Annotated in this window: 14 protein-coding genes; all 14 read left to right on the top strand. The window is 59.3% G+C overall.

The genetic code is table 11. The features are described from left to right. The 14 genes from pseC (at nucleotide 1) to EOI86_RS16445 (ending at nucleotide 13,643) form a co-directional block, all read left to right on the top strand. A complete protein-coding gene (gene pseC / locus EOI86_RS16510) occupies nucleotides 1-1,197 on the top strand; it encodes a UDP-4-amino-4,6-dideoxy-N-acetyl-beta-L-altrosamine transaminase (protein ID WP_127766244.1) in 1,197 nt (398 codons plus the stop codon). A 26-nt stretch (nucleotides 1,198-1,223) separates the two neighbouring features. Beyond that, nucleotides 1,224-2,423, top strand: a complete 1,200-nt coding sequence (locus tag EOI86_RS16505; protein WP_127766243.1) for an N-acetyl sugar amidotransferase — start codon at nucleotides 1,224-1,226, stop codon at nucleotides 2,421-2,423. Next, nucleotides 2,420-3,046, top strand: coding sequence for an imidazole glycerol phosphate synthase subunit HisH (gene hisH / locus EOI86_RS16500; RefSeq protein WP_127766242.1), 627 nt, complete (start codon nucleotides 2,420-2,422; stop codon nucleotides 3,044-3,046). The genes EOI86_RS16505 and hisH (EOI86_RS16500) overlap by 4 nt, the downstream gene beginning before the upstream one ends. A 10-nt stretch (nucleotides 3,047-3,056) precedes the next feature. Next, nucleotides 3,057-3,815, top strand: coding sequence for an imidazole glycerol phosphate synthase subunit HisF (gene hisF, locus EOI86_RS16495; protein ID WP_161973866.1), 759 nt, complete (start codon nucleotides 3,057-3,059; stop codon nucleotides 3,813-3,815). A gap of 1 nt (nucleotide 3,816) precedes the next feature. Further along, nucleotides 3,817-4,368, top strand: coding sequence for a GNAT family N-acetyltransferase (locus tag EOI86_RS16490; RefSeq protein WP_161973865.1), 552 nt, complete (start codon nucleotides 3,817-3,819; stop codon nucleotides 4,366-4,368). A gap of 4 nt (nucleotides 4,369-4,372) precedes the next feature. Then, on the top strand, nucleotides 4,373-5,449 hold the full coding sequence (locus EOI86_RS16485) for an N-acetylneuraminate synthase family protein (RefSeq protein WP_127766239.1): 1,077 nt from the start codon (nucleotides 4,373-4,375) through the stop codon (nucleotides 5,447-5,449). Between the two features lie 39 nt (nucleotides 5,450-5,488). Next, the gene (locus EOI86_RS16480) at nucleotides 5,489-6,166 is read left to right on the top strand and encodes an acylneuraminate cytidylyltransferase family protein (protein ID WP_127766238.1); all 678 of its coding nucleotides are present in this window, start codon (nucleotides 5,489-5,491) and stop codon (nucleotides 6,164-6,166) included. A 6-nt stretch (nucleotides 6,167-6,172) separates the two neighbouring features. After that, nucleotides 6,173-7,207, top strand: coding sequence for a Gfo/Idh/MocA family protein (locus EOI86_RS16475; RefSeq protein WP_127766237.1), 1,035 nt, complete (start codon nucleotides 6,173-6,175; stop codon nucleotides 7,205-7,207). Continuing rightward, nucleotides 7,195-7,815 carry an imidazole glycerol phosphate synthase subunit HisH gene (hisH, locus tag EOI86_RS16470; RefSeq protein WP_127766236.1) on the top strand — a complete coding sequence of 207 codons (621 nt, stop codon included), beginning with the start codon at nucleotides 7,195-7,197 and terminating at the stop codon, nucleotides 7,813-7,815. The genes EOI86_RS16475 and hisH (EOI86_RS16470) overlap by 13 nt, the downstream gene beginning before the upstream one ends. A 3-nt stretch (nucleotides 7,816-7,818) precedes the next feature. Then, nucleotides 7,819-8,643, top strand: coding sequence for an imidazole glycerol phosphate synthase subunit HisF (gene hisF, locus EOI86_RS16465; protein WP_127766235.1), 825 nt, complete (start codon nucleotides 7,819-7,821; stop codon nucleotides 8,641-8,643). 10 nt (nucleotides 8,644-8,653) lie between these two features. Next, on the top strand, nucleotides 8,654-9,931 hold the full coding sequence (locus EOI86_RS16460; RefSeq protein ID WP_127766234.1) for an N-acetyl sugar amidotransferase: 1,278 nt from the start codon (nucleotides 8,654-8,656) through the stop codon (nucleotides 9,929-9,931). A gap of 99 nt (nucleotides 9,932-10,030) precedes the next feature. Continuing rightward, complete coding sequence (locus EOI86_RS16455) at nucleotides 10,031-10,990, top strand: hypothetical protein (RefSeq protein ID WP_127766233.1); 960 nt, start codon at nucleotides 10,031-10,033, stop codon at nucleotides 10,988-10,990. A gap of 4 nt (nucleotides 10,991-10,994) precedes the next feature. After that, nucleotides 10,995-12,071, top strand: a complete 1,077-nt coding sequence (pseI, locus tag EOI86_RS16450; RefSeq protein WP_127766232.1) for a pseudaminic acid synthase — start codon at nucleotides 10,995-10,997, stop codon at nucleotides 12,069-12,071. A gap of 93 nt (nucleotides 12,072-12,164) precedes the next feature. Continuing rightward, the gene (locus tag EOI86_RS16445; protein ID WP_127766231.1) at nucleotides 12,165-13,643 is read left to right on the top strand and encodes a capsular polysaccharide export protein, LipB/KpsS family; all 1,479 of its coding nucleotides are present in this window, start codon (nucleotides 12,165-12,167) and stop codon (nucleotides 13,641-13,643) included.

Below are 13,643 nucleotides of genomic sequence, written 5' to 3'. Positions count from 1 at the left end.
ATGGAACGCGCGTTCCTTCCCTATGGCCGGCAACAGATCGACCAAGCCGATATCGATGCCGTCGTTGGTGTATTGACCTCCCCGTATCTCACCACGGGGCCCAACGTCGCATCTTTCGAGGCCGCCCTGGCCAAAGCCGTCGGCGCAGACCATGCCATCGCCTGCGCGAACGGAACCGCCGCGTTGCACATGGCCTACCACGCCTTCGGTGTCGGGCCCGAAACCTCCGTAATCGTTCCGACCACGACCTTCGCCGCCACGGCAAGTACGGCCGACCTTTTGGGCGCGGAAGTCGTCTTCGCCGACGTTGACCCGGACACGGGTCTGATGACCCCGGAAACCGCGCAAGAAGCCATATCCAGGGCGAGCTTTCCGGTACGCTGCATAACGCCGGTGCATCTGGCGGGCCAGATGGAAGACATGGCGGCAATGCGGGCATTGGCGGATTCGGTCGGCGCCTATCTTCTGGCCGATGCCTGTCATGCACTGGGCACCGTGTCGGACGAAGGTTGGCGGGTGGGTGCTTGTCCCCACACCCATGTCGAGACGTTTTCCTTCCATCCGGTCAAGACAATCGCAGCCGGCGAAGGCGGAGCGGTCACGACAAGCGACGCCAAGTTGGCGCAAAAAATGCGGCGGTTCGGCAACCACGGCATTGTGCGCACAGGCGACGAGTTCACCTACAAGGATCTTGCGCTCGACGCCGAAACCGGGGCCGTGAACCCGTGGTACTACGAGCTTGCCGAGCCGGCCTTGAACTACCGCCTGTCGGACATTCAGTGCGCCTTGGCGGAAAGTCAGCTTGCGAAACTGCCGCAGTTCGTAGAACGCCGGCGGGCGCTGGCCGACCTCTATGACCGGGCGTTCAGCACGTCCCCTGCGCCGGTTAAACCGTTTGGCAGAACGGCCGCGAACCAGCCCGCTTGGCATCTGTATGTGACGCTGATCGACTTCGATGCCATCGGCAAGTCCCGTGCGGCAGTGATGAACGCATTGCGGGAACGCGGCGTCGGGACCCAGGTTCACTACATCCCGCTGATCCTGCAGCCGCACTTCCGATGCGATGCCGCCAGTAACCAATATCCGGGGTCGCTCGCCTATTACCGGCGCGCGCTGAGTATCCCCCTATTTCCGAGCATGACCGACGACGACGCGGAATATGTCGTCCGGTCAATCGAGTCTGTCCTAGAGCCCTAGGCTCCCAAAGTGCCATGGAGAACGTTATGCGCTACTGCACGAAGTGTCTGATGCCGGAAACCGCGGAGTCCCTCCAGTTCGATGAAGAGGGAGTCTGCTCCGTCTGCCGACAGGTTGAATTCAAACACACGAAGATCGACTGGGATCATCGCCGCGGAGAGCTGGACAAGATCGTCGCGGACTTCCGTGGCAAGGGAATGTACGACTGTATCGTCCCGTTTTCCGGCGGGAAGGACTCGACCTTCACGCTTTGGTACCTGGTCAAGAAAATGAAATTGAAGCCGCTGGTCGTTCGTTTCGACCACGGCTTCCTGCGTCCCACGCTGCAGGAAAACGCGCTGCGCACCTTCCGGACCCTGGGCGTCGACGTGCACCACTTCACGCCGAATTGGCAGGTTGTCCGGAAGCTGATGTATGAATCGCTCAAACGGCGCGGCGATTTCTGCTGGCATTGTCATACCGGCATCTTCGCCTACCCGATGTGGGTGTCGCTGTGGCAGAACATTCCGCTTCTGGTATGGGGCGAACCCACGGCCGAATATGCGTCCTTCTACAGCTATGACGAGCATGAGGAAGTGGACGAACGCCGGTTCAATTCCTTCGTCAATCTGGGCATGAACGCAGAAGATCTCGTCGGGATGCTGGACAACACGATTTCCGACTATCCCGTTACCGAACGCGACATGCTGCCCTACACCTATCCGCCAATGCGCGACCTGCGGAAACAGGGCACACGGTCTATCCTGCTTGGGTCCTACATCCCCTGGGACGTCAAGGAACAGGTCAAACTCATCAAGGACGAACTCGGCTGGAAAGGCGACCAGGTCGAGGGCATTCCGCCGATGTACGATTACGAAAAGATCGAGTGTTTCATGCAAGGGGTGCGCGACTACATCAAACACCTGAAACGCGGCTTCGGCCGGACCACTCATCTTGTCTCGATCGATATCCGGAACAACCGGCTGACACGGGACGAAGGCGCACAATTGGTGGAGGACTATGACGGTCGCCGCCCGGCCGCGCTCGATGTGTTCCTAGAATTCCTCGGTATCACGGAACAGCATTTCATGGACTTGATCGAGCCGCATGCGGTCGAGCCGCACAAGACGCCGTCCTGCGAGGAATGCCAGTCGAATTGCGCCAATTGGAAGCCATGGGACTATGACCAGTGGCCGCGCGTCATCGGTGATATGGAATTGGACAGCAAAAGAGAAGCTTCACGGTGAGTGTCGTATCCGTCATTGACTATGGCGCGGGCAACATTTCCTCCGTGTCCAACGCTATCTGGTACGCGGGTGCTGATGTAGAAGTGATCAGCACCCCGGACGAGGTCGCCAAGGCGGACCGGCTTGTGCTTCCCGGTGTGGGGGCAGCCGGCACCGCGATGGCGCGGCTTCGTTCCAGCGGGCTGATGGATGCGCTACGTGAAATGGTTTTCGACAAGGCCCGGCCCTTCCTGGGGATCTGCATCGGCATGCAGGTCTTGGCGGAAGAACTGGAAGAGTACGGCGCGGGCGCCGGTTTTGGCTGGGTTCCCGGAACGGTTCAAAACCTGAAATCCCATGCCGCGGAGCGCCAGACGGTGCCTCACATCGGATGGAAAGCGATTGAGGTTAACGCTGAGAACCCGCTGTCCAATATGATGAGCCCCAAAGGCGTCTATTATTTCTGCCATTCCTTCGGCCTGTTCGGCACGCCGTTGGCGCAATCGACCGCTACCCTCGACACATTCGATGGATGCGTTGCCGCCATCGGTTTCGATACGGTCGTCGGAACGCAATTCCACCCCGAAAAATCCCAAAACGACGGCATTCAATTCCTCGAGTCCTTTCTGGCCTGGAAGCCTTAGCGAACACACGATGCGCGAACTTTGCAGAATTATTCCCAGCATGCTGCTGTCCAAGAACCGGTTGGTTAAGGGCACGCGCTATGCGGAGTACCGAGATGCCGGCAGCGCCAAGACGACGGCGCGGGCCTACAATGCGCAGGGTGCGGACGAGATATTCCTGCTGGATATCGACGCCAGCAAAGAAAACCGCGAACCGGATTTCGAAACGATCGCGGCGGCGGCGCTGGAATGCTTCGTCCCCCTGACGGTAGGGGGCGGTATTTCCTCCCTCGATATCGCCGACCGGTGTTTCAAGAGCGGTGCGGACAAGATCTGCCTCACTTCCACGGCGCGTTCCAATCCGGCCCTGATCGACGGAATCGCGCACCGATACGGAAGTCAGGCCACGGTCATCGGCATCGATGTCTGGAACGAGGACGGGACCTATCTGCTGTACGACCATCTGACCGGCCGCCCGACACGCGATCTTTCGTTGGAAGATTGGCTGGACCAGGTGATCGATCTGGGCGCCGGGGAACTTCGGGTTATGGATGTGTCGCGCGAAGGGACTCGGGAAGGCCTGAACACCGACCTGTACGACAAGGTCCGAACCCGTGTGTCCGTTCCGGTTATTCTGGAGGGCGGCGCAGGCACTTTGTCGCAAGTTGCCGAAGCCTTGTCCGCAGGGGTCGATGCCGTCGCGCTTGGCACCTTGCTCGTCTTCTCGGACAACAATATTCGCAAGATCAAACACTATATGCGGCACGAGAAGCTGCCGGTCCGGTTGTAGCATGCCAATGCAAAGCATCATCGAAACGGCGCGCCTGCGTCTGCGGGAACTTGAACCGGACGACGTCACGGACGCGTATGTCTCGTGGTTGAACGACCCCGAGATCAACCGGTTCCTTGAATCCCGGTTTGCCGAAAACACGATGGACGATGTAAGGCGTTTTGTCGGGCAATGCCGGGGCCGGGAAGATACACAGCTTTTCGGTCTGTTCGCGGAAGACGGTCAGCATATCGGCAATATCAAGATCGGCCCGATTTCAACGCATCACAAGCGCGGTGAAATCGGTATTCTGATTGGTGAAAAATCCGCTTGGGGAAAAGGGTTCGGCCGCGAAGCGATCGCCGGGCTTGCCAACTATGCATTCCAAGACCTAAAGCTCGCAAAGCTGACGGCCGGCTGCTACGCGCGCAATGTCGGTTCGCGCAAAGCGTTCCGCCAAGCGGGATTTGAAGAAAAGGCCATCCGGCCTGCCCATTTCTGGTGCGATGATCATTGGGATGATTTGGTTTTGATGGACAGGTTCGCCAGCCAGTCCACCGGTTCAGGAGAATAGGGAAATGAACGATCACCAGTATGTCGCTTTCGGCGAACGCAAGGTCGGCGACGGGGAGCCGATCTTCGTGACCTACGAAGCGGGACCGACCCATGAAGGCGTGGAAAGCGCGAAGGATCTGATTCGGCACGCCGCCCGTGCAGGCGCGGACGCCGTGAAATTCCAGATCTTCGATCCGGACCGCGTCGTCGAGGACAAATCCGCCCTGTTCACCTATGAAATTCTCGTCGATCGGGAAACGGGCAAGACGGAAACGGTTCAAGAACCGCTCTACGACCTGCTGAAACGCCGGGCCCTTTCGAATGACGAATGGCGCGAAGTCAAGGCTTGCGCGGATGAATGCAATCTCGCCTTTTTCGCAACCATCGGCTTCCCGGATGAGGTCGACCTTGTCGAATCGCTTGGTTGCGCTTCGATCAAGATTGCATCCGGCGATGTGAACCATTTCCCGCTGATCCGCAAAGCAGCCCGAACAGGCATGTGCTTGCAACTGGACACAGGCAACTCGACGATCGGCGAAATCGAACGCGCGATCGACGTGATCCGCTCGGAAGGCAACGACAACGTCATTATCCACCATTGTCCGTCGGGTTATCCCGCCCGTCTGGAGGGGATCAACCTCAATATCATTCCGTCGCTGAAGACCCTGCTGGGTTATCCTGTCGCCTTCTCAGACCATTCGCCCGGCTGGGATATGGATGTCGCCGCCGTCGCACTTGGCGCGAACCTGGTCGAAAAGACGATTACCAAGGATCGCATGACGCGCAGCATCGAGCATATCTTCTCCCTTGAACCGCAGGACATGGCGGCCTTCGTGCAATTGATGCGCGACCTGCCGACGGCGCTGGGCAGCAGCCGCCGGATCATGCAGCCGGTGGAATTGGAAAAGCGGGAAATCGCGCGCCGCAGCACCTATCTTGCCGAAGATACGCCGGCAGGCCGGAAGCTGAAGGATTGCGCGCTCGACTATCGGCGTCCGGGCGGCGGTCTTGCCCCCGACCAAGCCGAAGCTTTGGGCGAACAGTCACTGCGCACCGATCTGCCCGCCGGTCACAAGGTAATGCCGGGCGATCTTGCCTAACCGGTTTTCCACCCTCGTCATCCCTCATATCTGGCGTCCATGAAACTCGCCCTCATCCCTGCCCGCGGCGGCTCGAAACGGTTGCCCAGGAAGAACATCGCCGATTTCCTCGGGAAACCGATCATCGCGCATACCATCGCCGCGGCGCAGAATTGCGGGATATTCGACCATGTTGTCGTGTCTTCCGACGATGATGAAATCATCGATGTCGCGGCAAAGTTCGGTGCGGAGATCATCGCCAGACCCAAGGACCTTGGCAGCGACAGCGCCCGGGTCACGGATGTCTGCCTGCATGCGATGCAATTCTTCGACGACCGGTCGGAGGCCGTCACCGAACTATGCTGTCTGTACGCGACAGCGCCGCTTCGCACGGGCGACGACATCGCGGCGGTGCACGGGCTTCTTGGTGTAGAGGGCTGCGGTTTCGCAATGGCCGTCAGCACCTACCCGCTGCCGCCGCACCAAGCCCTGCGGGCCACACCGGCCGGAACGCTGGAGCCGATGTGGCCCGATTTGGTGTCCAAACGTGAAAGTGACCTGCCGACCTTGCTGGTCGACAATGGCAGTACCTATTCGGTGAATGCCACGGCGTTCAAAGAACACAGAACCTTCTATGGACCGGGGCTGCGTGGGCATGTGATGCCGCAGTCCCGTTCCATCGACATCAACACGCGGGAAGATCTTGTGGTCGCCACCGCCGTGGCGTCATCCCGGTAGGCTAAGATGAAGTGTATTGTCATCGGGTGCGGTTCGATCGGTCTGCGGCACAGCCGCAATTTCGCCGCTGCGGGCTGTGAGGTTGCCGTGATCGACCAGGACGCGGTTCGGCGCGATCAAGCCGCGCAAGAAACCGGTGCGCGAGCCTTCGCGACCCTAGACGAAGCCTTGGCCTGGCAACCCGATATGGCCGTCATCGCCGTCCCCCACCGGTTTCATGTTCCGCTTGCGCTGGAGCTGCTGGACCGGGTTCGCGCCCTTCTCATCGAAAAGCCCCTGACGCTGTCGGCCAATGAAGCAAAACGGTTTCAGGATCGGGCGCAGCAATCCGACACGCTTGTCCGCGTTGTCTCCAACATGCGGTTTCATCCGGGCGTCGCGTCGCTTCGTGAGGCCCTCGACAGCATCGGCGAGCCGCATTTCGCCCGCGCCCATTACGGTAATTACTTGCCTGCCATGCGTGCCGACGGGGACTACCGCAAACTCTATTGCGCCCATGCCAGCGAAGGCGGCGGTGTGATCTACGACGCGATTCACGAAATGGATTACCTGTGTTCGTTCTTTGGCCAGGCAACGGGCTGTGCCGGTACGTTTGGCAGGATCGGAACGCTTGATATCGATGTCGAGGACTGGGCGTCCATCGTGTTGACACATGCCACGGGCATGCGGTCCAGCATTCATCTGGACTATTTGCGCAACCCGAAGTCACGCGGCTGCGAAATTGTCGGGACACAGGGTACGATCCTTTGGGAAAGTCTGGGCAAGGCGCCGGAAGCATGCCGGGTTACCTTCGCCGACAGCAAAAGCCGAAAGACATTGTTCGAATCCGCGGGGATAGACACCAACCAGCCATATCTCGACATGGCAAAGAATTTCACGGCATTGGTGGACGGCGGGGTCACCGATGACGATCGTTTGGCGAGCGTCGACGACGGCGCCCATGTGGTTGCGCTGGCGGAAACCTGCAAGCAATCGCTGGGCAGCTCGGTGGCCCTGGGGGCCGAATTCTCAAGGGAGGCTTCACATTCATGCAATCGGTAGTCGTCGTTGATTATGGGTTCGCGAATCTGCGATCCGTGCTGAACGCGTTGGAGTGTTTCGAAATATCCGTCAGCGTGGCCGAGGCAGGAAGCGAGTTGAAAGGGGCCGACAAGATCGTTCTTCCGGGCGTCGGGTCGTTCGATGCTGGGATACGCGAACTGCGCCGGCGCGGGCATGAAGAAGCGCTGGCCGAAACGGTCCTGGACAAGAAAACGCCCTATCTTGGTATCTGCGTCGGGATGCAGTTCCTGTATGAAGGCAGCGAGGAAGGCGTCGAACCCGGCCTGGGATGGATCAAGGGAACCGTCACCAAGTTTCCGGAAGGCCCTGGAAAGCCCAAGGTGCCGCATATCGGCTGGAACGCCGTCAGGAAAAGCAAAGAAAGCCGGCTTTTCAACGATCTGGCGGAAGAGTCCGACTTCTACTTTGTCCACAGTTATTCCGCGCCGGTCGGCGGTACGGACGACAGTTGGGTCGCGGGAATCTGCGACTACGGCTATCCTTTCGCCGCGGCCGTGGAAAAAGACCACATCTCCGCGACCCAGTTCCATCCTGAGAAATCACAGCTGGCCGGCATGAAGCTGATTCAAAATTTTCTAGAGATCTGAGCCATGACTGTAGCGACCAAACACAGGCTTATCGCCACGCTTTTGTGCTATCGCGGAAACGTGGTTCAGACCCGGAGGTTTCGGCCCACCAACATGGTTGGAAACGCCTTCACGGCCGTGGATTTCTTTAATTCCTGGGCCGTCGATGAGATCTGCGTTCTGGAGATTTCGGCCGACGATTCCTATCTGGACCATTTCCTTGAGGTCGTGCACGGCCTGTCGCGCCGCTGTTTTGTTCCGCTATCCGTCGGCGGCAAGATCCGTGACCTGGACAAGGTCAGGGAATACACCCGGGCCGGCGCCGACAAAGTGGTTCTGAACACACATGCTTACCAGTCGGACAGCCTGATAGAAGACGTCGCCGGTTCATTCGGCAAGCAATGCGTCGTAGTTTCCGTGGATGCCGCGCCGAACCCCGACATGCCATCGGGTTATGAAGCGGTTATCGCGCGCGGCCGCGAAAAGACCGGCGAGGACGTGAATACCTGGGTGCTTCGAGCGGCGCAACGCGGCGCGGGGGAGATACTCCTCAACAACATCGAGCATGACGGCGACAAGCGGGGCTATGACCTGTCCCTCATCAAGAGTGTGACCGCGGTATCCCCGATCCCCGTGATCGCGTTTGGCGGCGTCGCGAATTGGGACCACCTTGTCGAAGGAATTGAGGTTGGCGGCGCCGATGCCGTTGCCGCCGGGAACATCTTTCACTACACAGAACACAGCACGAAAAAGGCCAAGGAGCACATGGCCGCGCAGGGCCTTTGGGTCCGCGATTCCACCTTCTATAAGGTCGATATGCCAAGGCGGCCGACGTACCAGCCCTACTAGGAGCAGTTTAATGGAATATTGTAAGCGTTGCGTATACCCGGCCAACGCAAAGCCCGGGATCATTCTGGACGATGACGGCATCTGTTCGGGTTGCCGCAGCTTTGAAAGCCGGACGACTTTGAAAGAACAAGTCGACTGGGCCTCACGCGAAAAGATGTTCCGGAAGATCCTGACCGAGGCGGCCGAGAAGCAACGCGCGAAAGGCAATCCCTACGACTGCATCATCCCGGTCTCGGGCGGCAAGGACTCCACCTATCAGGTCTATGTCGTAAAGGAAAAGTACGGGTTGAACCCGTTGCTGGTGTCTTACAACCACACCTTCAACACACCGCTGGGCATCCGAAATCTGGCGAACCTGATTGAACAGACGGATTGCAATCTGGTCCGCTACTCCACCGCGCCGGGCTCGGCGATCCGGATCGCCAAATACATGCTGAAGCTTGTTGGGGATGTGACCTGGCACTATCACGCCGGGATCATGACCTTCCCGATGCGGGCGGCGGTGCAGCACGATGTGCCGCTTGTCGTTTGGGGCGAAGAAGGCTTTTCCGAACTGGTCGGGATGTATAACGACGACGATTTCGTCGAATTCACGAAGAAGAAGCGCCAAGAGCACTCCATGCGGGGGTTTGAGCCGGAAGACCTGCTGCAGCGGGACGATTGCCCGCTGACACGCTACGACCTGGCCCCCTTCTTCTATCCCTCCGATGAGGACCTGGAGCGGGTCGGCGTTCGCGGCATTTATATGTCGAACTTCCTTCCCTGGGACGGCCGCGATCAGGCGGAATTCGTGATCAACAACCTGAACTTCGCAACCGCCCCTGAGCGGGAACGTACGTTCAACACCTACGCCAAATTGGACGACATCCATGCCAACGGCCTGCACGATTATCTGAAATACCTCAAATTCGGGTACGGCCGTGCGACCGACGACGCCAGTAACGAAGTCCGCCATGGCCGGATGACCCGTGAACAGGCAATCGATATGGTCGAAAAACATGACCATGTCCGCCCGTTTGACCTGGACCTGTTCCTCGAAGCCTCCGGGATGACCGAGGACGAACTGCTCGCCATGATCGAGCCGATGCGCGACCCGTCGATCTGGGCCAAGAACGATGCCGGCGAATGGGTAACGAAGGACAGCGTCGCGAATCACCGGAATGAGGACGGGGTCGAAGAAGCCCGCATTCCGATGATCGAAAATGCGCGCCCATTCCTTCATTCGCCGCCGAGCGACGACGAACGGTCGAACTTTTTCGAAAAACAGAGCCATTACGTGCTGCTGTAGGGCCACTGAACTGTCGGTCTTGGCATCACGCTGACACGGAAAACCTGGAAAGCCGGTCGGATCGGAACTTTTCTGTTCATTCTGGAAGCCGGCGGCGACGTGGGGTTGGGGCATTTCAGCCGCTCCTCGCGTCTCGCCGCCGTTCTTTCGGCGCGCGGCCACACCGTCCGCGTCGCGGTCCGCGGGGTGCCATCACCAAAACCCGTGGCAGGCGCGCGCGTTGAAGGCTTTCCCGGCGACCTTACCGACGCGGAACTGGCGGAAGCGCTTGGGCGCGACGCAGTCTGGGACTGGGCCATCGTCGACGGCTACGGCCTGGCGAAGGAGGGTTGGCCGGCGCGCAAGGTGTTGGCGATCGATGATTTGGGGGATGCGGTGTTCCACGCTGACGCCATTCTCAATCAGAACACAAACCGGAACCTTTACACCGGCCAGGAATGGCGCAAACCGGCGGTCCTCAACGGCCCGGCCTTTGCCCTGCTCGATCCCTCCTACACCGCGATCGCCGCATCGAACCCACTCTCGGCCGGAACCAGGAACCTGCTCGTGACACTGGGTGCCAGCGACCCGCAGAACTGGACGCGACGCGTTTTGGAAGACTGTGAAGGTCTTCCGCAGGATTGGACCGTGACGGTGGTGATCGGCCCCTTCTTCAAACATGAAGCGACCTTGCCCGCGTCGCTGCCCGCGGCGCGACTGGACTATGTGCACGCCCCGGACGGGTTACAGACGCTGCTCGAATGGGCGACGCTGGTCGTCACAAGCGCCAGTGTCACCGCGTTCGAAGCCTGTGCGGCAGGCCGACCCGTGATCGCGGTCCAGACCAACGCCGCGCAGCATTTCTTGATGGAGACGGTGGTGTCCTCCGGCGCCGGTCGGGCTTTTGAGCCCGGGTGTTTACCTGGGACGATTCAGACCATAATGAATGCAGACGTCGCTGCGGCCATGCGCGACCGGGCCATGAACCTCGTTGATGGTTTGGGATTGGTTCGCGTCGCCGAATGGCTGGAAAATCAACTTGACGCACAACCCGCGCCGAACGGCGCCGGCATTGGATAGCACCATGACATCGGTTTCCCCCCCTGCCTCTGCCCCATCCACCATAGAACTGGCCGGAAAACCGGTTGGTCCGGAACATCCCCCGTTCATCATCGCCGAACTTTCAGGCAACCATCTGGGCCAGCTGGACCGGATGCTGGACCTTGTGCAGGCCGCGGCGGACACGGGTGCCGATGCCATAAAAATCCAGACCTACACGGCCGATACGATCACCATTGACCATGACGGCCCCGGTTTTGTGTTGGGGCCCGGCCTTTGGGAAGGACGCAGCCTGTACGAACTGTACCAGGAAGCGCACACGCCCTGGGAATGGCACGAGGCGATATTCAACAAGGGTGCCCAGGTCGGCATTCCGGTCTTCTCCTCGCCCTTCGACCCGACGGCTGTCGATTTCTTGGAGCAGTTCGATCCGCCGATATACAAGATCGCGTCCTGCGAATTGGTGGACCTGCCCTTGATCGAGTATGTCGCCGCCAAGGGCCGTCCTATGATCATGTCCACCGGGATGGCGGATCTTGGCGAGATCTCCGACGCGGTGGAGGTCGTTGCAAAGGCGGACAATGTTCCGATGTGCCTGCTGCACTGCGTTTCCGGTTATCCGACACCGGTGGCCGAGTGCAATCTGGCGACCATCCCCCATCTGGCGCAGGCCTTCGGTGTTCCCGTCGGTCTGTCGGACCACACATTGGGCACCGCCGTACCCGTGGCGGCCACGACTCTGGGCGCGACGGTCATCGAAAAGCACATGACCTGGAAACGGTCCGACGGCGGTCCCGATGCGGACTTCTCGCTGGAGCCCGCGGAATTCGAGGCGATGGTGACCGCAAGCCATGAGGCGTTCGCGGCGGTCGGCCGTCCGTCCTATCAAACGACGGATAGCGAGGCCGGAACCAAAGGGCTTCGGCGCTCCTTGTATGTGGTTCAGGACATTTCGGCGGGCGATACGCTTTCGGCGGATAACGTTCGCTCCATCCGACCGGGCGGCGGGCTTGCACCCAAATTCATAAAGTCGGCAATCGGCCGGAAGGCGCGGCGGGATCTTCCGCGCGGAACCCCCCTGTCCTGGTCGGATATTGACTAGACGAACTCGCCGGCCTGGTGTCGACGGCTTTTCTGTGCCGTCCGATGCCTGTCCGGAAACCGTGTTCGCATAGATTCTTGGAAGTAGATTCTTATGACTGAAGCTTCGGATTTGGCGCCGGTGAAGCCAAAATCTATCCTCGTGTTCTCCCATTCGGAACTTAGCGGTGTGCTTTCGGATTTCCTGAAAGGGTTCAAATCCGATGGCGCCAAGGTCACGCTTGTCTGCAAGAACCAGCAGGAAGTTCATCACTACGAACAGACCTACGGGACGCTGTTCGACGCCATCGAAACGACGACGTTCAGATACGACAGCCTGCTTGAACCGTTGGAAGCGCCGCAAGAGTGGATTGATCGCGCGAAGGCCCTGGAGCACGAACTGGGTTTTCGGTTCACGCATTTGCTTTTGGACGACCGGCACCTTGGCACCGGGTTCCTGGCAGCCGGAACAAACTACCGCGAAACGCGGTGGAGCAGAGCAGCGACCTACCCGAAGGCGCTTCGCGCCTATGTATCATTCGTCGAATTCTTCAAAGGGCTTTTGCAGAAGCACGACGTCGATCTGGTTCTGCAGCCCAACAAGTCCTGTTGCGTCGCCGCGCGGGGCATGGGCATTGCGATCCGCTATTTCGTATCCGCAGGATATGAAGACTATTACTACTGGACCGAAAACGAGTTCATGGAACATCCGACGATCGCCCATGCATTCGAGAAGGCGACCGTTCAGCCGGACGGCCCGACGATCACGGGCCACTACAAGGTCTATCTGGACGAACGCGCCAAGATGATCAGGCGGTTCTCTACATCCATCATGCTGAAGAACATGACGCATGAATTCGTGCGATATTTCTACTACCACCTTCGCCGCTACGAGAAGCGGAAGGGCTTGGTTCTGAAGGCGCAACTGCGCGAGCATTTCGACATATGGGACCATTTCCGGACCCTTCAACGGAACGCCACGGCCAGCCTGCAGGACATCGAGAACGTTCCCTTCGTGTATTTCCCCCTCAGCGTCGAACCGGAAGTGACGCTGACGCGCGAGTCACCTGAATTCAATCATCAGCCCTTCGCCATCCAAGCGCTTGCGAAAGAGCTTCCGGCCGGGACCTTCCTTGTCGTGAAGGAGCATCTCACCTCCGTCGGGGCGCGGCCGGCGGACTTTTACAAGTCGCTTCGTAAGATGCCGAATGTCATTTTCATCGACCCGATGGAGTCCGGCCTTAAGGTCATGGACAAGGCAGCCGCCGTCGCGACGATCAACGGGACATCCGGTTTCGAGGCGGCGGTGAAAGGAATTCCGCTGATCCTTTTCGGCATGCACGCAAACTACCGCATGCTTTCCCACGTTAAGCAGATTACCTCATGGACCGACATCGGACCGGCACTCGATTGGGTGTTCGGCACAGAGCCGCACGACATTGGGTCATACGCGGAACGGGGGAAACAGTATCTTCAAGCCGTGGTCGATGTGGCCATCGATATGCACGGCACCGACTTGATGGGCAGAGTATCGCCGGAGCTGCTCGACAAGATGCGGGAAACTTTTGATGCTTCCTTCCAGCAGCAAAGTTAG

Source organism: Hwanghaeella grinnelliae (assembly GCF_004005845.1).
Classification (GTDB): domain Bacteria; phylum Pseudomonadota; class Alphaproteobacteria; order UBA8366; family Aestuariispiraceae; genus Hwanghaeella; species Hwanghaeella grinnelliae.
Note: the sequence above shows the minus strand (reverse complement) of the source record. Positions and strands in the feature narration are given on the sequence as shown.